The organism is Planococcus koreensis (assembly GCF_004761975.1).
GTDB lineage: Bacteria > Bacillota > Bacilli > Bacillales_A > Planococcaceae > Planococcus > Planococcus koreensis.
Genome location: NZ_RQII01000045.1, coordinates 23,549 through 45,072 on the forward strand (window position 1 = coordinate 23,549; position 21,524 = coordinate 45,072).

General features: G+C 48.9%; 18 protein-coding genes. 10 read left to right on the top strand and 8 right to left on the bottom strand.

Translation table 11 applies throughout. The features are described 5' to 3' along the window. Positions 1-9 precede the first annotated feature (9 nt). Positions 10-1,242, bottom strand: coding sequence for a cysteine desulfurase-like protein (locus EGV91_RS10665; RefSeq protein WP_135503564.1), 1,233 nt, complete (start codon positions 1,240-1,242; stop codon positions 10-12). A 226-nt stretch (positions 1,243-1,468) separates the two neighbouring features. On the opposite strand from EGV91_RS10665, the gene EGV91_RS10670 reads away from it, so the two are divergent. Further along, the gene (locus tag EGV91_RS10670; RefSeq protein WP_135503566.1) at positions 1,469-2,242 is read left to right on the top strand and encodes an alpha/beta fold hydrolase; all 774 of its coding nucleotides are present in this window, start codon (positions 1,469-1,471) and stop codon (positions 2,240-2,242) included. 39 nt (positions 2,243-2,281) lie between these two features. On the opposite strand, the gene EGV91_RS10675 is transcribed toward EGV91_RS10670, so the two are convergent. After that, a complete protein-coding gene (locus EGV91_RS10675; protein WP_135503568.1) occupies positions 2,282-3,058 on the bottom strand; it encodes a 3-hydroxybutyrate dehydrogenase in 777 nt (258 codons plus the stop codon). A gap of 21 nt (positions 3,059-3,079) precedes the next feature. After that, entirely contained in the window at positions 3,080-4,399 is a 1,320-nt protein-coding gene (locus tag EGV91_RS10680) for a GntP family permease (RefSeq protein ID WP_135503571.1), read from the bottom strand. A 231-nt stretch (positions 4,400-4,630) separates the two neighbouring features. On the opposite strand from EGV91_RS10680, the gene EGV91_RS10685 reads away from it, so the two are divergent. The 5 genes from EGV91_RS10685 (at position 4,631) to EGV91_RS10705 (ending at position 9,596) form a co-directional block, all read left to right on the top strand. Beyond that, a complete protein-coding gene (locus EGV91_RS10685) occupies positions 4,631-5,512 on the top strand; it encodes a LysR family transcriptional regulator (protein ID WP_135503573.1) in 882 nt (293 codons plus the stop codon). 187 nt (positions 5,513-5,699) lie between these two features. After that, a complete protein-coding gene (locus EGV91_RS10690) occupies positions 5,700-6,767 on the top strand; it encodes a Fe(3+) ABC transporter substrate-binding protein (RefSeq protein ID WP_135503575.1) in 1,068 nt (355 codons plus the stop codon). A gap of 74 nt (positions 6,768-6,841) precedes the next feature. Continuing rightward, complete coding sequence (locus EGV91_RS10695) at positions 6,842-8,473, top strand: ABC transporter permease (protein ID WP_135503577.1); 1,632 nt, start codon at positions 6,842-6,844, stop codon at positions 8,471-8,473. A gap of 1 nt (position 8,474) precedes the next feature. After that, on the top strand, positions 8,475-9,218 hold the full coding sequence (locus EGV91_RS10700; protein WP_135503579.1) for an ABC transporter ATP-binding protein: 744 nt from the start codon (positions 8,475-8,477) through the stop codon (positions 9,216-9,218). Positions 9,219-9,314: 96 nt separating this feature from the next. After that, the gene (locus EGV91_RS10705) at positions 9,315-9,596 is read left to right on the top strand and encodes a hypothetical protein (RefSeq protein WP_135503581.1); all 282 of its coding nucleotides are present in this window, start codon (positions 9,315-9,317) and stop codon (positions 9,594-9,596) included. A 102-nt stretch (positions 9,597-9,698) separates the two neighbouring features. On the opposite strand, the gene EGV91_RS10710 is transcribed toward EGV91_RS10705, so the two are convergent. The 4 genes from EGV91_RS10710 to nhaC all read right to left on the bottom strand — a co-directional run bounded on the left by EGV91_RS10710 (position 9,699) and on the right by nhaC (position 13,677). After that, positions 9,699-10,361: a ribonuclease H family protein gene (locus EGV91_RS10710; RefSeq protein ID WP_135503583.1), complete on the bottom strand. Its 663-nt coding sequence runs from the start codon at positions 10,359-10,361 to the stop codon at positions 9,699-9,701. Between the two features lie 155 nt (positions 10,362-10,516). Then, positions 10,517-11,137, bottom strand: a complete 621-nt coding sequence (locus tag EGV91_RS10715) for a class F sortase (protein ID WP_135503599.1) — start codon at positions 11,135-11,137, stop codon at positions 10,517-10,519. A 10-nt stretch (positions 11,138-11,147) separates the two neighbouring features. Then, on the bottom strand, positions 11,148-11,945 hold the full coding sequence (locus tag EGV91_RS10720; protein WP_135503585.1) for a DUF4397 domain-containing protein: 798 nt from the start codon (positions 11,943-11,945) through the stop codon (positions 11,148-11,150). 265 nt (positions 11,946-12,210) lie between these two features. Then, positions 12,211-13,677, bottom strand: a complete 1,467-nt coding sequence (nhaC, locus tag EGV91_RS10725) for a Na+/H+ antiporter NhaC (RefSeq protein ID WP_135503587.1) — start codon at positions 13,675-13,677, stop codon at positions 12,211-12,213. 193 nt (positions 13,678-13,870) lie between these two features. Between nhaC and EGV91_RS10730 the strand changes: the two genes are divergently transcribed. Both EGV91_RS10730 and ppsA read left to right on the top strand, forming a co-directional pair. After that, the gene (locus EGV91_RS10730) at positions 13,871-15,349 is read left to right on the top strand and encodes a phytoene desaturase family protein (protein WP_135503589.1); all 1,479 of its coding nucleotides are present in this window, start codon (positions 13,871-13,873) and stop codon (positions 15,347-15,349) included. 60 nt (positions 15,350-15,409) lie between these two features. After that, complete coding sequence (gene ppsA / locus EGV91_RS10735) at positions 15,410-18,025, top strand: phosphoenolpyruvate synthase (protein ID WP_135503592.1); 2,616 nt, start codon at positions 15,410-15,412, stop codon at positions 18,023-18,025. A 70-nt stretch (positions 18,026-18,095) separates the two neighbouring features. On the opposite strand, the gene EGV91_RS10740 is transcribed toward ppsA, so the two are convergent. Beyond that, positions 18,096-18,578: an OsmC family protein gene (locus tag EGV91_RS10740; protein WP_158290603.1), complete on the bottom strand. Its 483-nt coding sequence runs from the start codon at positions 18,576-18,578 to the stop codon at positions 18,096-18,098. 186 nt (positions 18,579-18,764) lie between these two features. On the opposite strand from EGV91_RS10740, the gene ade reads away from it, so the two are divergent. Then, positions 18,765-20,489, top strand: a complete 1,725-nt coding sequence (gene ade / locus EGV91_RS10745; RefSeq protein WP_135503595.1) for an adenine deaminase — start codon at positions 18,765-18,767, stop codon at positions 20,487-20,489. 89 nt (positions 20,490-20,578) lie between these two features. Next, positions 20,579-21,496, top strand: coding sequence for a cysteine synthase A (gene cysK, locus EGV91_RS10750; protein WP_135503597.1), 918 nt, complete (start codon positions 20,579-20,581; stop codon positions 21,494-21,496). Positions 21,497-21,524: the final 28 nt, after the last annotated feature.

The following is a 21,524-nucleotide window of genomic DNA, read 5'->3' on the forward strand; positions in this document are numbered from 1 at the left end:
CTTGCCTTTTTAAAGCGCTGCTACTGCGCTGAGCAACCTGTCCACTTCTTCTTCGGTATTATAAGGCGCCAACCCTGCACGGATCCAGCCGCCTGATTTATTGATGTCGAGCCGCTCCGCCAACGTGGATGCGTAGAAATGTCCCGATGCCAAAAAGATGCTATGCTCCTCGGCCATGATTTTGCAGACTTCCGCCGGTTCAGTGCCCGCTACTTGAAAAGCGATAGTCGGTGTTTTTGGAACTTCCGCCGCCGCTTCAAACAAAGTCACTTTCTCCAACCCTCTCAAGCCGTCGCGCAGACGCTTGGCCAAACTGTTTTCGTAAGCTTCAAGATGCTCCATGCCATTCACGATGCGGCTGCGTCGCGTATCTCCTTTACCGAAACTTGCAAAAAACTCGATGGCTGGACGGATGCCCGCAATCCCTTCGTGGTTTTGCGTGCCTGTTTCCAGCTTGTCCGGATAATAATCCGGTGACGGGACGAGTTTATACGGCTTTAATTCTTTGAAAATACTTTCGCGGATAGCTGCAATACCGACATGCGGCCCAAAGAATTTATAGGCTGAGCACAATAGGATATCAATGCCTTGAAGCTCCCGGTCAAGCGCCATATGGGGTGCTGCATGGACAGCATCCGCCGCCACCAACGCACCTACTTTTTTTGCGCGCTGGACAATCGGCTCGATGTCAACGATCGTTCCGACGGCGTTTGACGCCAGTCCGACCGCCACAAGTTTTGTCTTGTCGTTGATCAATTCGTCCAAGCCCTGCAGGTCAAGCGTCAAAGCATCGGTATCCACAGGGATCCAGCGGACATTCATTCCCCGGTCTTGCGCCATCATCAGCCATGGATCGACGTTGGCGCGGTGGTCCATTTCCGTGACGACAATCTCATCTCCCGCTTTAAATTGTTTGCCGAGCGCATTCGCGATGGCAATTGTCAACGTTGTCATGTTTGCGCCAAAAGCGACTTCATTGGGCTGGACATTCAAAAGGTCCGCAACCGCCTCTTTTGATCCAGCAATCGTTTCTTCTGTTTCCCAGCTTGATGGGAAAGAGCCGTGGAGATTCGCACCTCCGCGCTCCATATAGCTGGCAATGGCATCGATGGCCGATTTGACGACTTGTGAGCCACCAGGCCCGTCGAAATACGCCACGCTTTTTCCGTGGTATGTACGTTTCAGTGCCGGGAATTGCTCCCTGACTGCTTGGATTGGAAATTCAGTTTCAGTAACTTTCATTAATTCGCTCCCCTTTGTTTTACAATTTTCATAGATTCCCCATCCTCTCTACTAAACCATTTTTAGACAGCAAGTGTCTAATGGAAAGAGCTAGTATTCAGAAAATTTATTCATTAAAGAAATGGATGCTTGCAACATAGAAAGCACAGTCTGCTCCGCCGCTTTCTGGATTAACCCCTTCTATTAAGGGTAAAGACAATTATCAACACCGAAAGGAAGAAGCCTAATGCCATATTTCAATTCAGACGGCATAGATTTGTATTACGAGGACATCGGAGAAGGGCCGCCGTTGCTTCTTTTGCATGGCCTGACAAGCAGCCACGCAATGTTCTACCGGGAAATTAATTTTTTTAAAAAGAAATTCCGGGTCATCGCGCCAGATGCTCGCGGCCATGGAAAATCCACTAAGCCGCAAGAATTTACGCTTGACGACCACATCCAGGATGCAGCTGCTCTCATCCGCCATTTGAATTTCCAGTCGCTATCAGTCATCGGCGTATCGATGGGCAGCTATATCGCTCAGGGCATCGCCATCGAATTGCCGGAACGGATTGAAAAGCTCATTCTTGTTGCAACAAAATCACACGGCGAACAATCTTCGATGGAAGAGCTGTTTGACCGCTACGAAAAGGAATTCGAAGGGCTTAACATCGTTGAGAAGCTCCAGAAATCCTCTCAGTTCATGTTCCATGACCAGGAAAAAGTCAGCCGCTGGCTAGAGGAGACGGCCGAAAACAGTGAAGGGCTGACAGGCCGTGAACAAAGCATCGCGTCAGCTGCATTGGCCGACTTTGATTTTCGTCCAGCGCTTTCAAAAGTTCAAGCGGAAACATTGGTCATCAGCGGCACACACGACGGATTGAATCCGCCCGCGAAAGGCCGAGAAACCGCTGAAAGGATTCCCGATGCGCTGTTTATGGAATTCAAGCATTCGGGCCATGCGCCCAATGTCGAGCAGGCACGCCTGTTTCTCGGCATCACCGATAATTTTCTTGACTAAAAAACCCGCCTGGCATATGCCCGGCGGGTTCGTCTTTGTTTATTGGGCTGTGTAGCCGCCGTCAAGTACGACAGCTTGCCCTGTGATGCCTGACGCTTTATCGCTCGACAGGAACATCGTGTAATCTGAAATTTCCTGTACGGACAACAAGCGTTTTTGCGGTACCAATGGATAAATGACTTCTTCCAGCACTTTATCCAAAGAGACATTGCGCGTTTTCGCCAAATCGCTTAGCTGGTTGCGCACAAGCGGTGTATCCACATAGCCCGGGCACATCGCATTAACTGTAATGCCGTGCTCCGCGCCTTCAAGCGCAGCGACTTTCGTCAAGCCGATGACGCCATGCTTTGCGCTGTTATAAGCCGCTTTGCCTGCGAACCCGACAAGGCCGTTGATCGATGCCATGTTGATGATGCGGCCGTTGCCTTGTTTTTTCATGATCGGGAACGCGTGTTTTGTCGCAACAAACGGCGCTACCAGCATAATTTTTATCAATAACTCGAATTTCTCTGTCGGGAATTCTTCAATCGGCGAAACGAATTGCATGCCCGCATTATTGATCAGAACATCCAGGGATCCGTAAGTTTCAACCGTTTTCTTAATCGCCCCTTCAAGTTCTGTTTCGTTCGTTACGTCGACTTTCAAACCGATTGCTTCAAGGCCTTGGCTTTTCAATGTATCTGCAGCTTTTTGCACCGCTTCTTCATTGATATCCGTCAACACAATTTTCGCGCCGGCTTTTGCGAAATCGGCACTGATTTCATAACCGATGCCACTTGCAGCACCAGTGATGAATACTACTTTGTTTTCAACCATCCGAATGACCTCCACTATATATTAGATTCCCATACCGAATGAGAACAGGACGATTGCAATAATGGTACCAAGGAGCGGCACAATAACCGTCACAGCGCCCACTGAACCGTAAGCCGCTTTATGCGTCTCGCCACAGATTCCTTGAATCGTCGTTACAACATAACCGTTATGCGGCAACGAATCCAATGCGCCGGAAGAAATCGAAATTGTCCGGTGAAGCGCTTCTGCATTGACGCCTAGATCTAAGTAATGCGGCGCCAATAATGGCAACGCGATTGCCTGTCCGCCTGAAGATGAGCCTGTGATGCCGGCGATGACGCTGACCGCGATCGCGCCGCCGATTAGCGGGCTGCCCGGGATGTTCGTCATTGCGTCAACCGCTGTCTGGAAAGCTGGCACTGCTTTTGCAACGCCGCCGAAGCCAACAACCGCTGCCGTGTTGCCGATTGCGATCAACGCGCCGATTGTTCCATCAGTCAATGCTTTGCCAAGATCTTGGAAATGTGTTCTGTTCAAAATGTATGTTGCAAGAACTCCGCCAAGCAATGCGATTACCAAAGCGGATGTTTTCAATGAATCATGGAAAATGAAAGAAACGACTAGAACCACTAGCAACGGAATCAAGCCCATGATCGGGTTTGGCAGATTGCGTTCCGGCACCACCGGATCTGTTTTGCGCGACTCGAAATGCTCGCCTTTGCTTACTGCTTTAGTGATCATGCGTTTCAGCCACCAATAGCCGAATACTGCCATAAAGACTGCGACAACGATACTGACTTCCCAGCCAGCGTATGGGCTTGTGCCTAAAAATTCAATCGGGATCCAGTTTTGGATTTCCGGTGAACCAGCTGATGTCATTGTGAATGTAACTGAACCAAGTGCTAATGCCGCTGGAATGAAACGGCGTGGAAGATCCGCTTGTTTGAACAAGCTAAGCGCCATCGGGTAAACCGAGAATGCAACAACGAACAAGCTGACTCCGCCGTATGTTAAAACTGCACAGGCGATGACAATTGCAAGTACTGCACGCTTGATGCCGAATTTGCCAACCAACCAGCGCGATACGCTGTCTGCAGCTCCGCTGTCTTCCATTAATTTACCGAAAATTGCTCCAAGCAGGAACATCGGGAACCAAGCTGTGATGAATCCGGAAAACCCGGTCATATAATTTCCTAAAAAGTTTACTTCCCCTTCTCCGACCATTTGCGGGAACAAAGGCAAGCTGCTGAACAACGCAACGACCAATGCACTCAACGGGCCTGCAATCAACAAGTTTGTGCCTCTCATTGTCAAGAAAATGAGCAACGCCAAACCTCCGATTAAACCGATCATACTGAACATTTTATTTCCCCCTTTGATTTTGCTTGCCGCTAACCAAGCCGGCCAAACCTTCACCACCTCTGCGTCCTGCAAAGTGAAAGCGCTTACTGAATGTGAAAGAAAAAATCCAAATATTTGTCACAATATTTAGACGCGAGCGGCTTTTTTTAGTGTACACTGCCCTGCAGAATAGGTAAAATGAATAAAAACTATATATTCTATAACAAATAGTTATAAGTCAGGAGCAATCAAATGGACATTCGCCAGCTCAAATACTTCATTGAAGTAGCCAGACATAAAAGCTTTACGAAAGCAGCACTCGCGCTTCACGTTACGCAGCCGACCTTGAGCAAAATGGTCAAGAACCTGGAAGAGGAAATGGACGTTGTGCTATTTGACCGCTCAGCACGCCAGATTACCTTGACCGACGCCGGCGAAGTCGTTTATGAGCAAGCCAATAAAATCGTCAATAGTCTGGATGATTTGTCCGCTTCTTTATACGACGTTATGCACTTAAAAAAAGGGAAAATAAAAATCGGGTTGCCGCCTGTTATCAGTACCTTGTTTTTCCCGACGATTATCGCTGAGTTTCAGCTGGCTTACCCGGATGTCACTGTAGAAATCGCCGAATACGGCGCGCGCAAAGTGGAACAGAATGTATTGGAAGGCGCTGTCGATCTTGGATTCGTCATGCTGCCTGTTGACGGCGAGAAGTTTGATGTTGAGCCTTTCGTCGACCAGGAAATCAAATTACTGGTGCATGAATCTCATCCTTTGGCACACCGCGACATCGTCGACTTGATCGATTTCAAAGATGACCCTTTCCTTCTATTAAGTAAAGAATTTACATTGAACAGCAAAACGATCGACTTTTGCTTGAGCGAAGGCTTCAATCCAAAAGTTGCCTACGAAAGCTCGCAATGGGATTTCATCGTCGGCATGGTCGAAAAAAATCTCGGCGTCACATTGATGCCGAAACTGATCTGCGACCGCGTCAAAGACGGCCCGTTCAAGACTTTGTCGCTGAGCCGTACATTCCCATGGAGCCTCGGCATCATCATGGCAAAAAACCGCTACGTCCCTTACATCTCACGCTCTTTCATCACCCTCGTCAATGGATTGCCGAAAGTCTGATTCGCATCGCTATTGCCGCTCGCTTGTACAGGGGCAAAACGGCCATAGCAAAACCGAATAATTTCATTCGTTAAATTGCCTTATCTATTTTTAAATAGGCGGTTGACAAACGTTCTCATTCCCCTATAATCGATATTGAGAATCATTTTCATTTGGATTCAAACAACAATCAAAGGGAGAGACAGACATGAAAAAAATGCTATACGCTGCACTGGTTTTGATGCTTCTTCTATTATCAGCTTGCGGAAACCAGGAAGCTGGCAACGAATCGTCAGAAGGCGATGCGCCTGAAGATACAGAAAGCAAAGAAGTCAACTTATATACAGCCCGCCATTATGACGTGGATGATGAGCTCTACAAGAAATTCGAAGAGGAAACAGGCATTAAAGTCAACTTGATCAAAGGCGAAGCGGATGAATTGCTGGAGCGCATCAAGCGTGAAGGCGATGCCACTGAAGCCGACCTATTCCTGACTGCGGATGCCGGGCGTTTATTCCGCGCTAAAGACGACGGCTTGTTCCAGGCTGTTTCAAGTGACTTGCTGGACGAACAAATTCCTGAGAACTTCCAGGATACGGACCAAATGTGGTACGGCCTGACAAAACGTGCACGTGTAATGGTTTACAACAAAGAAACTGTAACTCCTGAAGAATTGTCGACTTATGAAGCATTGACAGAAGACAAGTGGAATGGCCGCATTTTGATCCGCGGATCTGAAAATGTTTATAACCAGTCATTGCTGGCTTCCTTCATCGAAATTGACGGTGAAGAAAAAGCGAAAGAATGGGCAGCTGGAATGGTCAATAACTTTGCACGCGATCCTGAAGGCGGAGACCGTGACCAAGCGAAAGCAATCGCAGCCGGTGTTGGCGATATCGCCATCATGAACACATATTACTTGGGGCAAATGCTTAACTCGGAAGACCCTGAAGAAGTGAAAGTTGCTGAAAACCTTGGCATCTTCTTCCCGAACCAGGAAACTACAGGCACGCATGTGAACGTCAGCGGCGCTGGTGTGGTAAAATCATCTAAGAACAAAGACAACGCAATCAAATTGCTTGAGTTCTTGTCTGCTCCTGAAGCACAAGGAACTTTTGCAGAAGCGAATTATGAATATCCCGTAAACGAGTCAGTTGAAGCGACAGAATTGCTGAAATCATGGGGCGAGTTTAAAGAGCAGGACATCCCGTTGTCAGCTCTTGGAACAAATAACTCAAAAGCGATTTTGATCTTCAACGAAGTCGGCTGGAAATAATAAACTGAATCCCCGTGTTGCGTTTCTTCGCAGCACGGGATTTCTTGCGATTGGAATAGAGAGGTGTTTGGAAGATGCAGCGAAGTTTAAAAAATATCAATGTATGGACTTTTTCGGCAGTGGCCATCATGGCACTCCTGTTTTTGCCGAATTTGACCATTGTCGGCGGAATCTTCACTCCGACAAACGATAACTGGGCGCACATGAAGGAACACGTTCTTTGGTCCTTCGTCTCCACCTCTCTGATTCTGGTTGTGGCTACTGCCGTCTTGACCATTTCCATTGGGTTGAGCCTGGCGTGGCTAATCGCCCAATATCAATTTCCTTTGCGGAATTTTTTGAAATGGGCTTTGATTTTGCCCCTCTCCATCCCGCCTTTTATCGGCGCTTACACGTATCATGGGATCGTCAATTATACTGGCGTCATCCAGACAACGCTGCGCGACCGATTCGGGATGGAAGTAAACCCCTCCCATTTTGACATCATGAATTTGCCGGGTGCAATCTTCATCTACACGATCTTTTTGTACCCATACGTTTATACGATCACACGAATTTTCCTGTCCCAGCAATCCGCTTCGTTGATTGAAACGTCACGGGTTCTTGGAAAAGGCCCCTGGGGCACTTTCTTCCGTGTCGTGGTGCCCATTTCGCGGGTCTCCATTATCGGCGGTGCAAGTTTGGTCGTTCTGGAAGTATTGAATGATTATGGTGTCGTAAAGTATTACGGCATCCAGACATTCACCACCGCGATATTCCAAACCTGGTTCGGCCTGGGAGATATTGAGACATCCATCAAACTTGCCGCCTCACTCATGGGCTTTGTCATTCTGGTCCTGATGATTGAGAAATTGCTGCGCGGGCGGCGCCAATACAGCTATTCAACAACTAAAGTCCGCCCATTGCCGCTGATTCAGCTGACCGGCTGGAAAGCGGCAGGAGCTACAGGCTTCGGATTGGTGATCATGAGCCTCGGATTCTTCATCCCAGTCATCCAATTGATTGACTGGACGATTTTGACTTTCGGTACGATTCCAATGGCAGAATTCATGTCCTATGTAAGAAATTCGGTGACGGTTGCCGGAATTGCAGCCACCGTCATCATCGCATTTGCATTGATAGTCGGGAATTTTGGGCGGCTCGTCCACGGCAAGATGGCGAAACTGCTGCCGCGCTTGAGCATACTGGGCTATTCCATTCCCGGTGCAGTCATTGCCGTAGCGGTGGTGACCGCATTTATCGGGCTTGACCGCTCACTCGCCCCTCTCTATCAAGCTCTTGGATTTGACACGACTTTAGTATTAAGTGTAAGTTTAATCATGTTAATATCCGCTTACATCATTCGTTTTTTTGCCATCGGCTATAATTCGATCGAGTCCGGATATGACAAAATCGGCACCAACTTCCGAGATGCTTCACGGCTTCTCGGAATGGGCATCACGAAGACATTCTTCAAAGTCGATGTCCCGATGCTCAAAGGCGCAATCATCAGCGGGTTCATCATCGTCTTCATTGACATCTTGAAAGAGATACCGCTGACATTGATTTTGCGGCCTTTCAATTTTGATACCTTATCAACAAAAGTATTCCAATACGCCAGTGACGAAAAGATCATGGAAGCTTCCCAAGCTTCATTGCTCATTATCGGGATCAGCGCACTTTCCATTATCGTTTTTTATAAATTCATCGAAAAGGAGCCTAAATAATATGTTTATTTCCATCGATAACGTGTGTTTCTCCTATTCCAATACAAAAACTGCAGCTTTAGACCAATTTTCCATGACGATCGAAAAAGGTGAAGTCATTTCGATCCTCGGACCGAGCGGCAGCGGCAAAAGCACCGTGCTGCGCCTACTCGCCGGCTTGGAAAAACCGGAAGACGGTTCTTTCAACATTCAAGAAACCGTCATCTTCAATGAAAAGAAATTCCTGCAGCCGGAAAAACGGGGAATCGGCATGGTATTCCAGGATTACGCATTGTTCCCGCACATGACGGTCGCTGAAAACATCATGTTCGGCTTGTTCCGCTTCAAGAAAGCGGCGAAGCAGGAACGTTTGCAGGAAGTCCTGGAGTTGGTGGAACTAGAAGGCTTCGCAGATCGCTACCCTTACCAGTTGAGCGGCGGGCAGCAGCAGCGCGTTGCGATTGCACGTGCAATTGCCCCCAAACCGCATCTTATCCTGCTGGATGAACCTTTCAGCAACTTGGATGCCGAACTGCAAGGTAAAATCCGGAAAGAGCTGCGTGATATCCTTAAAAAAGCTGATATTACATCTGTCTTCGTGACACATGATGAAAATGATGCACATGCAATTGCAGACCGCATCGTGAAGCTGAAAGACGGCAAAATCGAAGTTATTGGACGCCCGTGTGATATCTTAAATATTAATCGCCAAGCGGTCGTTGAAGCAGTTGCATTAGTTGAACAGCGCGACATGATGTCAGTTTAATACGCTAGCGTTCGTGGCTTGCCATCCGAAAAAGGATTAACATTCAGTGAATCGGGAATTTAATAGCAAAACGTCTATTAAACGGAGGAACAGCAAATGGATAAAAAAAGTGTATTTCTTGCGTGCGCATCGTGCGCCAGTGCTTTCCTATTGGTGAACTACATTAAAAAACGCGGAAAAAAATTCTGGGTCTATCCGGATCATGACACGAATTGGAGCCAAAGTTCAGACTTGAAAGAAAGTCCGAACGCCGGCCTTGATCCCGCTGAAAAAGGACTGACAGAATTGGATGCGTCCCACCGCTCTGAATGGGTGTCGATGGGTTATCCGTTGACCTACCATGATCTTGACGAAGACCGTAAACCTTATAAGAATTGAAACAAAGCAGGGCAGCCGAATTGGCTGCCCTGCTTTGTGGCTGAAAAAGCTAAATTATAGACAAACCTTTTAAAGATTGTGATTATCGATATTGCTTTTTTGTTATTCCTTCAGCATTTCAATCGTTCCCGTGATATGGATGCCATTCAATGCCTGGGTTGCCAGCTGGTCCGCTTCTGCGTTGTTTTTCCTAGGCACCAGTTCGTACTCAGGCTGGATGCCGAGTTTTTTCATCTTGCCGTCGATGCGGTCCGCCCATTTTGCCAGGTTGACTTCAATGACTGGCCAGTCTCCATCCATCTGGTTGATGACCACTTTGGAATCGCCCACGAAAAGCACCGGCATGTCATGGACATTGAGCAATTCCAATTCCTGCAGGCTTAAATACAGCGCTGCGTATTCCGCTTCATTATTCGACAGGTGCTCTGCTGCAGCGGCATTGCGCCGCAGCCTGTAAGACTTTCCGCTTTGTTCGTAATAGATGGCGCAGCCAAGCCCTGATGCGTTTGTGCCCGGGTTAAAGCCGCCATCAAAATAGACCGTGATATTATGCGGTTCTGTTTCGATGCCTTTCAAATATTTTTTCAGTTCTTTCAATGACCAATTGCTGTCATAGCGATCGATGAACGCCAAGTTTTTGACCCTGCCGGTACGCTCTAGATCTTCAGCCAGAAGCAGTGCTTTGGCGGCTGGCATTTCTTCTGAATGGAAAACAGTCTCCGTCCCTTTCGGCGTTTTATAGCCCCATTTGATGCGGATTTCCATTGCCCCGTCCCCCTAACCTTCTATACCCTACCTATTTCCTTTTGCCGAGCTTATAAACTTCTGCCAGATTTAATGAAAACCTGAATTCTTTTATTCATACATAAAAAAGGCGATTTCACTTTCTTCAACGAAGAAGTGTGAAATCGCCTTGGCTATTATTCTCCAACATAGCTCGCATAGACCACGAGCCTTTCCTCCCGTGTCCCCCTCGAAAAGTCGTACGTGCCGGAACAAGTGATCAGCACCAGCTCCGGAGAAGAGGAATAGCCGAAGATGTTTGGAACGTCCGCCTCATCAAGCGGAACGGATTCCATCGTGTGGACTTTATATATCAATTGGCGTCCTTCTCCTTCTACTGTTATCTCATCTCCCGGCTGCAGCTCTGACAGATCCCAAAATACAGCGGGCCCGTCAATGCCGTCTACATGCCCCGCTATGACAGCGCGGCCGTTTTGGCCAGGCTGGTAGCCGGGGGAAAACCAGCTGACTTCATCTATATCATCTGGCACAGCCATTTCACCGTTCTCCGTAGTTCCCAGATGCTGCACCGACGTGTTGACTCCGATAGCGGGGATTTTCAATGACTCAGGTTTAATGCCTGTCCTTGCGCTTGCATTGATTGGATTGCCCGCAGGTGCAGGCACTGCCGCTTTCACATTCACTTCTACTTCCACTTTCTCTGTTTGTTCAGCGGCAAATCCGACGTTCTCGCTGCGCACGCTCACTTCATCCTCCGCTTCTTGGCAGCCAGCAAGGACGCCAAGGAGGCCGAGCATCAATAGAAACTTATTCCTGAAATCGTCTTCTCCAAACCAGTCCACCAGCTGCAAACAATGCCAGCGTAGCACCGATCAACAACCAAGGAGTTTGTTCTTGGCTAGGTGTTCCCAATCCTGTTGTCGGCATGCCATCTGGCGATCCTGCCGCTTCATAATCCACTAATGCCAGAACTTCAATTGCATCGACCGTGTTGACAGCAAATACGCTGTACACTGTATCAGCTGCTAGTTCTGTTCCTTCTAATGGCAGAACCTGAGTGCCATCCGGCAAACGGATTTCCAAATCGTAAGTGCCTGCATCCAATTCAGTATAATCAGTGATTCCCGGGAATTCCGCTCCACTGAATACTGCATCTCCACCGATCAATCCTACATCAACTGCTGGAGCATCCGGCGACAAATGGCCGACGCGGATTTTCGTTTTACCTTCTGTTACTTCCATAGAATCTTCTGCTACTACAAACTCAAGTGCATCCACTGTATTGGCAGCTGCAACTGTATAAGCTTTTCCTGCTTCGATTGCAAGGTCTGCACGCAGCACCCCTGCACCTTCTTCATATGCTGTACCTGTTGCAAAAACTTCTACATCATGTGTTCCAGCCGGCAGATCCAAATAGCCGGAATCCGCTTTGAATGGAACATTTTCCAATGCCGCATCCCCGTTTACATATACATCTACCGCTGGAGCGTCTGGTGAAGCGTGGACGATCCGGACCTTAGCCGTGTGCGAATCTGCAGAGACCCCTGTCACTAACGTCATGGCGAGCAGCAAAGCGAGTGAAATTAAAGCAAAAATTTTCTTCATTTTTTCCTCTCCTTTTCCTGTATAGTATTTGTATAACATTTGTACACCTTATTTATAATACATCTAAAAAAATTATGCAAGTGATAAAGTCTGAATTTTTTATAAATTTCTTTTATTTTATCAATAAACCCTTTAATTTTGATAAAAACAGCTCTTCTCACCCTTTAAAATACTAATATTTTCTTTTAATGCCGTCCTTTCCATTGGAGAAAGTATATTTAATGGCAATAAAAAAACGGCAGCCTAAGCTGCCGCCGTTCCATCTTTATATCGTTGCTGTTCCCGAGGCTGCCGCTTGATCGCCTTTAAGCTGAAGGGCTTCTTTGTGCTCGAGTGCTTTGATTTCTTCGTCGCTGAGGTATTCGATTTTGATGCCGAGGAAAGCCATGATGATCGAAATGATCGGCACCGTATAGTTTAATATTGCGTATGGCGCATACGCGAATGGGTGCACCGCCAGTGTCGCAAGAATGAAGACACCGCATGTATTCCAAGGAACGAGCGGAGATGTGATGGTCCCGCCGTCTTCTAAAGCGCGAGACAGATTTTTCGAATGGAGCTTTTTATCCCGGTAGGCTTTTGCGTACATGCGCCCCGGAAGCAAGATTGAGATGTATTGTTCAGAAGCAGTTACGTTCGTGAAGAACGCGGAAACAACCGTTGCAGCAATGAGGCTGCCGGCAGAACGCGCCACTTTCAAGATCTGGTTGACGATTGATTGCAGCATCCCGACTTGTTCCATGATGCCGCCAAAGACCATGGCGACAATAGTCAGTGATACGGTGAACATCATCGAATCGATGCCGCCGCGGTTGAAGAGGTCATCCACCATTGCATTACCTGTAGAAATGGCAAAACCGTCATGAAGCGTATTGACCGCGTCGCCAATGTTGCCCCCCTGCACGATCACGTGGCAAACCCATCCCAGAAATACGCCGATTGCCAAAGCCGGCATCGCCGGAACTTTTTTCGCGACCATAACGACAACCGCAAGCGGTACAAGAAGAAGCCACGGAGAAATAGTGAAATTGCTGTCGAGCGTTGACAGGATAGCGTTGATTTCGCCTGAGTCTACAGCCGAACCGCCAAATTTACGTCCAAGGAAGAAATAAGCGATGAGGGCAATCAACAAACCTGGTATCGTCGTGTAGACCATGTGCTTGATGTGTTCGAACAGGTCAGTACCCGTAATGCCCGCAGCTAAATTCGTCGTATCGGAAAGCGGAGACATTTTGTCGCCGAAATACGATCCTGAAATAACTGCTCCAGCGACCATTGCAGCTGGAATTCCCATGCTCATACCGATTCCCATGCCTGCAACGCCGATTGTGCCCATCGTTGACCAAGAACTGCCGATGGCCAAAGTGACAATCGCACAAATCATGCAGATGGTTACCAAGAAGAGAGAAGGCGTGATCAATTTCAAGCCATAGAAAATCATTGTAGCGACTATTCCTCCGCCAATCCATGAGCCGATGATCATGCCGACAAGGATGATGATGAGAATTGCCGGCAGTGCAAGACGTATGCCTTTATAAGCCCCTTCTTCAATATCGTCCCATTTGTATCCGAGACGCCAAGCGATAATCGCTGCTGTGGCGGTACCGATCAATAGCGGGATGTGGGGGCTGCCTCCGAATTTAATGATTGTGACTGCCATTGCAGTAATCATAACCAATAAAGGAATGATTGCCAGAAAGAATGGTGTATGTATCTCTTGATGTTTTTTCATGCTTTCTCTCCTCACTTTATAATCTATTAGTTATTTTGCCACTATAATAATGTAAGCGCAATCAGAATTTATAAAAACAAAAAAATTTCAAAAATTACTTTTTATAATTATTATGTTATTTTATTAAATATACGATACTTTGTTCAGGCGTGAAGAACCCGCCATAAACTTGAAAAGGAAAAGAGGGTTCTGGATGGGCAAAAAAATATTGGTGATCGGCGCTGGAATCGGTGGCCTCACAGCAGCATCCCTGCTTGCGAAAAATGGCGATGCTGTCACCCTGCTGGAAGCATCTTCAGAACTTGGCGGCTGTGCCGGCAAATTCAAGCGCCATAAATTCCTGTTTCCCGCTGGCGCAACGCTCGGAATGGGGCTGGAAGCAGGCGGCATCCATGAGCGGGTATTCCGTTTTCTGGAGGCGCCGCTGCCGATCGAACCGCTCGACCATGTCATGGAAATGGTCCATCCCGAAGCCACCTATCAGTTTCTGAAGGACAGAAAGCTCCATGTTGACGGCATTGCGGCGCATTTTCCGGAATACGATAAACAGATTCGTTCTTTCTACCAGGAAATTCAGCAAACCGCGGCGGTTGTCCGTACTTTGATGGGTCCGCTCCCTGCCCTTCCCCCTTCAACGCCAAAAGAATGGGCTTATCTCGTTGCCGCTGTCCGGCCGGTCCATGTCAAACTCCTGCCTTTTCTTAACCAGACACTCGGGCATCGCTTAGCGCACCACGGCCTGGCACAGCTCCACCCTTTCCGCCACATGCTGGATGGCCTTTTGATCGACAGTATGCAGACCGGCAGCGAAGACGTTTCCTATTTACTCGCGGCAACAGCGCTTGATATTTACCATGAAGGGGCTTTTTACGTACCTGGCGGGCTTTACCGTTTCGCCGAAGTCATGGCGGACAGCCTAGCAGCAAATAACGGTGTCTTGAAGAAAAGGCGGACAGTCCTTAAACTCGAAAAAAGCGAAAGCGGCTGGCACGCGATTGACCACCGCGGCAATGGCTACGAAGCGGACGCTGTAGTCTTCAATGCCCCGATCCAGATGCTGCCGCAGATGCTGCAGCCAGAACTCATGAAGCAATTGAAAAAGCCGCTTGCTGAAGGCATTCAAAGCGAAACCTGGACCACTCTGACGCTTTACATTGCCGTTGATGAATCGAAACTGGCTGAACCCCTGCCCTTGTTCCGGCAGATTTCCACAGGCGGCGGCATGGCAGAAGGCGGGCATTTCTTCATGTCCTCTTCGCATGCGGAAGATCGGCTGCGGGCTCCTGAAGGATTTCGCACTGTGACTGTTTCCACGCATTCAGAAGCGCGGCATTGGGATGACAAAGAAAAATACAAATCCACCCGCAGAACTTTGACCGCGAAGATGCTGAGTGCGATTGAAGAGCAGATCCCGGGTTTCCAGAACGCCATCGTCCATCTAGAAAAAGGGGCGCCGAAGGCTTGGGAACGTTTTACCGGCAGGCCGAACGGCTATGTCGGCGGCTTTCCGCAGACACTCGATTCCGCTTTATTCAATTCCATTTCACACCGTTCGGGAATTTCCGGCCTTTACCTTTGCGGCGACCATATTTTCCCTGGCGGCGGCACGATCGGCGCAGCAGCAAGCGGCATCCATGCCGCACGGTCGATTGCCGGAAAACGGCTTGTTTGAAGTTTCTGCTACTGAAAATCTTTAAGTTCGATTACACAAAATAGAAAGGGGACGGCTATTTTGCGAAATTATACATTGGATTTTCACGATATCACAATCAACGATCTGCCTCTTGTCGGCGGCAAAGGATTGAACCTGGGGGTACTGGCTAAAATTCCAGAGGTGAGGGTGCCTGCAGGTTTTTGCATTACAGCGGCGGCATTCAAAAAAATCATTGCTGAAAATCCGGAAATCCAAAAGGCGTTCGAAGACCTCTCCTCATGCCCTGCCGATGATTTTGCTGGCATCAGCAGCGCAGCCAGGAAGATCCGTGGATTGATTGAAGCGGTGGAAATTCCAGAAGACATCAGACAAGAAATTGTGCGCCGGCATGCCGAATACGGCGAGCACGACGAATACGCTGTGCGTTCAAGCGCGACTGCGGAAGATTTGCCTTCCGCTTCGTTTGCCGGCCAACAAGACACCTATCTGAACATCAAAGGATCGCAGGAGATTCTGCACGCAGTCCGCCGCTGCTGGGCATCTCTTTTCACGGAGCGCGCTGCTGTTTACCGGAGCCAAAACGGCTTTGCGCATGGCAGCGTTTTTCTTGCGGTCATCGTCCAACGCATGATTTTCCCGCAAGTGTCCGGCATCTTATTCACAGCGGATCCGGTTTCATCAAATCGGAAAATGCTGTCGATCGATGCCAGCTATGGGCTTGGCGAAGCTTTGGTATCTGGCGTTGTATCCGCGGATAATTACAAAGTGCAGAACGGACAAATCGTTCAAAAAACGGTGTCTACAAAAAAAGTCGCAGTGTATCCGATTCCAGGCGGCGGCACGGAAGAGCGGCCAGTCGAAGCTGGAAAACAGCAGCTCCAAGCTTTGTCTGACGGTGAGATTTTGAAATTGGCACAGCTCGGCAGGCACATTGAAGCCCATTTCCATAATCCGCAGGATATCGAATGGTGCCTTGATAAGGGGCAGATTTTCATTCTTCAGAGCCGCCCGATCACCACCCTTTTTCCGCTTCCGCCGAAAAAGGACGATGCGCTTCGCCTTTATATGTCCATCGGCCATCGGCAAATGATGACAGCTCCCATCAATCCCCTGGGCATGTCGTTTTTCGGATTCATGCCGGACATTCCGATGGATGCAATCGGCGGCCGCTTGTATTTCGATATCTCACACGATTTGGCTTCCTGGAGCGGAAAAAAAATGCTCGTCAATGCGATGCGCAAAAGCGATATCAAAATGCACCGTGCCCTTGCCGATTTCGTTAAAAGAAAAGAAGTGCTGCCACGCGGCAAAAGAGCGTTTAAAATCGGTTCCGGTGCGCTCTCCTGGAAATTCGTTTTCGAGCTATTCAATGTCTATTTCAAGAACGACCGGGCGATCGTAAAAAGAGTCGTAGCCAAAAATGAGGCTTCAATTCGGCAGGCTGCCGAGGAAATCGGGTTGTTCTCCGGTGATGAATTGATTGCCTTCCTGTTGCGGGACCAGGAGAATTTGAAAAAAAATGTCTACGATCCGCAAGGTTTAGCGATTATCATGGTCAGCATTTACGCGATGATGTGGATCAACGAAAACATGGAAAAATGGCTTGGGGAAAAAAATACAGCCGATACCTTGTCACAATCCGTTCCCGATAACGTCACGTCTGAAATGGGTCTGGAATTGCTGGATGTGGCGGACGCTGCCCGCAACTCCCCCGCCGTTATCCGTTTTTTGCAGAATCCGGATAAAGATGACTTTTTCGGATCGATTGAAAAGCTCGAAGGCGGCAAAACGTTCAGTGCGGCTTACCGGGAGTTCCTTGGTAAATACGGCATGCGCTGCGCCGGCGAAATCGATATAACCCAGACACGCTGGATAGAACAGCCTTCCATTCTAGCGCCTACAATCATCAGCAACATCCAAAATTTCCACCCGAACGAAAAAGCAGCCCGACTGCAGGAAGGCAAGTTCAAAGCGGAGATGAAAGAACAAGAACTCGTAAGCGGACTCCAGCGCCAGCGCGGAGGCACAAGAAAAATCAAAAAGCTGAAAAATCACATCCGCATTTTAGACAATTACCTCGGGTTCCGGGAATATCCGAAATTCGCTTTTATTAGACGCTACGGCATTTACAAAGAGGCGTTGATGGAAGAAGCCCGTTTGCTGCAGGAACGCGGAGCTATTCGTGAAAAGGAGGATATCTACTATTTATTCTTTGACGAGCTGCAGGAGCTTATTCATACAGGCCACGTGGATTACCGGCTTATCGAAGAACGGAAAGCTGCCTATCGCCAGTACAGCAAAATGGTGCCGCCCCGCTTGATCACTTCCGAGGGTGAAGTGTTGACCGGAGAATACGATACTGAAAATATGCCTCCAGGTGCGCTTCCGGGCATTGCTGTTTCAAGCGGCATTGTAGAAGGGCGCGCGCGGGTTGTCCTGCGGATGGAAGACGCTTTTTTGGCAGAAGGTGATATTCTCGTCACGGCGTTTACCGATCCGAGCTGGACGCCGCTGTTCGTATCCGCCAAAGGGCTCGTGACAGAAGTGGGCGGCCTGATGACCCATGGTGCGGTCATCGCACGGGAATACGGCCTCCCTGCTGTGGTAGGAGTTGAAAATGCCAGCCGCCTGATCAAAGACGGCCAGCGAATCCGCATCAACGGTTCGGAAGGCTATGTTGAAGTACTTTCTTAAATTTATACTCGTTAAAATAGCCGACCCTGGGATGCGTTAAAGTCCAGGATCGGCTTTTCTATTCCGCTTTTTAAATAGCCCAATTGCTGTCCGCTTCAAAAATCGGCGGCTCTTTTTCTTCGTAAGGCACAACCCGGACCTTCAGTTCCACATTTCCTTTCACCGCTTTTGAAAGTGGGCATCTCTCAAATGCATTATCCGCCAAAGTCTGTACTGTCTCGAGTTCCAATCCCTTCACCGCTACATCCATTGCAATCGCAAACTTAGAGTCCCCAACTGCGCCATCCGGCACCATTGATACTTTGCAGCTTATGCGGGTCCTGCCAGCAAGCTCGGTTTCTTCCATGATGGCTGCCATAGTGAAACTGAAGCTGCTGCTGCAGCTAAGCGCCAGAAACTTGGCCGGGCTAAAGCCTTCTCCGCTGCCCCCCATTTCCCGCGGCAAGGACACAAGCGTCGAAAACGAACCGTCTTCCATGTAACTCTCTCCGCCTGGGCCGTCGATTGTGATGGCCGCTGCTGTTATATGCAGAGTGTCGGAATGATTATCCATTACTGCCATCCCCTTTCTGAATCTTTCTTTAGCGACAGTATACTCCCATTTCCTCGAGCATTCCATCAGCAATTACCAAGGGAATTTTAACTGGTGTTCCGCTGGCGGGAGTTGTAGAATTAGGCAATGCAGCTTTTTTCCACTAACTTAAAATCCACCGAATCCCTCTAAAGGAGCCTGATAACCATGAATAAGCAACAGCTCACGGCGCGTATCCAAGCCGCCAATAAAACCAAAAAGGCGGATATGGTCATCCGCAATGCCCGCATTGTCAACGTCTTCACAAAAGGGCTGTCAACGGGCGATGTAGCCATCGTCGACGGTGTCATTGTCGGAATTGGCGACTATGAAGGAATCGCAGAAATTGATGCTGCCGGACGCTTCCTGTCCCCTGGCCTGATTGATGCTCATGTCCATATCGAATCATCGATGGTTACGCCGCACCAATTCTCTGAAGTCGTCTTGCCTCATGGCGTGACGACCGTTATCACTGACCCACATGAAATTGCGAACGTCCGTGGTGCAGCAGGAATCGACTTTATGCTCGATGATTCGGCGGACACGATGCTCGAAGTTTTGTTCATGCTGCCTTCCTGCGTGCCAGCGACTCCTTTTGAAAATAGCGGCGCCTCATTAAGTGCCGAAGATTTGCGTCCGTTCGTTTCAAAGAGCCGGGTTCTGGGGCTCGCGGAAGTGATGGATTTCCCGGCTGTCCTCAGCGCTGACAGCGCCATGCTCGATAAATTGCTGCTCACCAGCCAAATTGATGGCCATGCCGCCGGACTATCTGCCAATGACATCAACGTCTATCGGTCTGCGGGGATTCTGACCGACCATGAATGCACGACAAAAGAGGAAGCATTGGCGCGCATCGAACGTGGCATGTATGTCATGCTGCGCGAGGGCTCGGTCGCCAAAGACCTCAACGCCTTGCTCGGGGCGGTCACTGAACAAAATTCCGCACGCTGCCTGTTCTGCACAGATGACAAGCACCTCGATGACTTGATCGAAGAAGGCAGCATCGACTTCAATGTCCGCGTCGCCATCGCCTCTGGGCTTGATCCGATCACCGCCATTTCGATGGGCAGTTTCAATGCCGCGCAATGCTACGGGCTTTCTTCCAAAGGAGCGATTGCACCCGGTTATGACGCGGATTTCATTTTATTGGACAGCCTTGAGGATTTTGCGATTTCCGAAGTTTATAAAGGCGGCAAGCTCGCTGCAAAAAACGGCCGCTATGCAGGGGCTTCCTTTGAACGTGCAAGCTCAGCCCAAGTCCGTGATACTGTCCTTATGTCTGCATTATCGGCAGATGATTTGCGCATCCCGCTCCAAGCAGGCGCAAAAGCCCATATTATCGGCATCCATCCGAACAGCCTTCTTACTTCACATTTAATAGAAGAAGTTCCGCAAAGTACGGGCTTTTTCACAGCCGACCCGGAGCAGGACCTCTTGAAGATTGCGGTCATCGAACGCCATAAAGCGAGCGGCAATGTCGGGCTCGGAATCACCAAAGGGCTCGGCTTGCAGCGCGGAGCCATTGCTACAACGGTAGCCCATGATTCGCATAACATCATTGCAGCCGGCACGAATGACGCCGATATCCTGCTGGCGGCGGAAACATTGCAGCAAATCGGCGGCGGCCTGGCAGTTGTTGAAAACGGCAAAGTCCTCTCAACACTGCCGCTTTCCATTGCCGGCCTGATGTCCGAAGCCCCCTTCGAAAATGTGTATTCGCAGTTGAAAGAACTTGATAAAAGTCTGACGGAAATCGGTGCTCCTACCCATTTCAATGCATTCCTCACCCTATCGTTCCTGTCATTGCCGGTCATTCCTGACTTGAAGCTTACAGACCTTGGGCTTTTCGATGTCAAAGCGTTCAAGCATATCCCGGTATCCGCACAAGGCTAGTAAGCTTTCTTCCTTGGTGGCAGAACCTTTTTTATACTAGAATAGATATTGGATGCATATAGAATCTCAGAAATGAAAGGTTGTTACGCATGAAACCCTTTAACAGCATTACAGACTTGATCGGCGATACGCCGGTTGTTAAATTGAATCGACTCGTCCCGGCAGGCGCTGCGGATGTTTACGTTAAGCTTGAAATGTTCAACCCGACTAAAAGCGTCAAAGACCGCGCGGCGTTCAATATGATCAAAATGGCGGAAGAACAAGGCGTCCTGAAGCCTGGTGCGACAATCATCGAGCCCACAAGCGGCAATACTGGCATCGGCCTTGCCATGGTGGCAGCGGCGAGAGGCTATCGCGCGATTCTTGTGTTGCCCGACAACGCCACTAAAGAACGCATTAATTTGCTTAAAGCTTTCGGGGCCGAAGTGGAATTGACTCCTGCCGATGACAAAATGCCGGGCGCCATCGGCAAAGCGCTCGCACTGAAAGAAGAAATTCCGAACAGCTTTATTCCGCAGCAATTTGAAAACGCGGCAAACCCCGATGCCCACCGCCATACGACGGCTACTGAAATCTTGGAGCAGATGGATGGCAAGCTTGATGCTTTCGTCGCTTCCGCTGGAACTGGCGGCACTATTACAGGGACAGGCGAAACCTTGAAAGACCATTTGCCGGATCTGCATATCGTTGTGGTGGAACCGAAAGGCTCTCCGGTGTTATCCGGAGGGAAACCTGGCAAGCATAAATTGGTCGGCACGAGCCCAGGCTTCGTACCGGATATTCTGAACACCAAAATTTACGATGAAATCATGCAAATCAATGATGATGACGCCATCGATATGTTCAAAAGAATGGCGCGCGAGGAAGGCATCTTCGTCGGCCCTTCAGCCGGAGCCACTGTTTTTGCGGCAATTGAAACCGCTAAGCGCCTCGGTGCCGGCAAAAAAGTACTGTGCATCGCGCCGGACACCGGCGAACGTTATTTAAGCATGAATCTTTTTGATTGATTGAAATACCCCTTGTTGCCGCGGCAAC

What these genes read in the sequence shown, in the direction of transcription:
- EGV91_RS10670 (WP_135503566.1), top strand. Translation starts at nt 1,469, where the DNA reads ATGCCATATTTCAATTCAGACGGCATAGATTTGTATTACGAGGACATC.
- EGV91_RS10730 (WP_135503589.1), top strand. Translation starts at nt 13,871, where the DNA reads ATGGGCAAAAAAATATTGGTGATCGGCGCTGGAATCGGTGGCCTCACA.
- EGV91_RS10695 (WP_135503577.1), top strand. Translation starts at nt 6,842, where the DNA reads ATGCAGCGAAGTTTAAAAAATATCAATGTATGGACTTTTTCGGCAGTG.
- EGV91_RS10690 (WP_135503575.1), top strand. Translation starts at nt 5,700, where the DNA reads ATGAAAAAAATGCTATACGCTGCACTGGTTTTGATGCTTCTTCTATTA.
- EGV91_RS10710 (WP_135503583.1), bottom strand. Translation starts at nt 10,361, where the DNA reads ATGGAAATCCGCATCAAATGGGGCTATAAAACGCCGAAAGGGACGGAG.
- nhaC (WP_135503587.1), bottom strand. Translation starts at nt 13,677, where the DNA reads ATGAAAAAACATCAAGAGATACATACACCATTCTTTCTGGCAATCATT.
- EGV91_RS10715 (WP_135503599.1), bottom strand. Translation starts at nt 11,137, where the DNA reads ATGCTCGGCCTCCTTGGCGTCCTTGCTGGCTGCCAAGAAGCGGAGGAT.
- EGV91_RS10685 (WP_135503573.1), top strand. Translation starts at nt 4,631, where the DNA reads ATGGACATTCGCCAGCTCAAATACTTCATTGAAGTAGCCAGACATAAA.
- EGV91_RS10740 (WP_158290603.1), bottom strand. Translation starts at nt 18,578, where the DNA reads ATGGATAATCATTCCGACACTCTGCATATAACAGCAGCGGCCATCACA.
- EGV91_RS10675 (WP_135503568.1), bottom strand. Translation starts at nt 3,058, where the DNA reads ATGGTTGAAAACAAAGTAGTATTCATCACTGGTGCTGCAAGTGGCATC.
- EGV91_RS10665 (WP_135503564.1), bottom strand. Translation starts at nt 1,242, where the DNA reads ATGAAAGTTACTGAAACTGAATTTCCAATCCAAGCAGTCAGGGAGCAA.
- EGV91_RS10680 (WP_135503571.1), bottom strand. Translation starts at nt 4,399, where the DNA reads ATGTTCAGTATGATCGGTTTAATCGGAGGTTTGGCGTTGCTCATTTTC.
- EGV91_RS10720 (WP_135503585.1), bottom strand. Translation starts at nt 11,945, where the DNA reads ATGAAGAAAATTTTTGCTTTAATTTCACTCGCTTTGCTGCTCGCCATG.
- cysK (WP_135503597.1), top strand. Translation starts at nt 20,579, where the DNA reads ATGAAACCCTTTAACAGCATTACAGACTTGATCGGCGATACGCCGGTT.
- EGV91_RS10705 (WP_135503581.1), top strand. Translation starts at nt 9,315, where the DNA reads ATGGATAAAAAAAGTGTATTTCTTGCGTGCGCATCGTGCGCCAGTGCT.
- EGV91_RS10700 (WP_135503579.1), top strand. Translation starts at nt 8,475, where the DNA reads ATGTTTATTTCCATCGATAACGTGTGTTTCTCCTATTCCAATACAAAA.
- ade (WP_135503595.1), top strand. Translation starts at nt 18,765, where the DNA reads ATGAATAAGCAACAGCTCACGGCGCGTATCCAAGCCGCCAATAAAACC.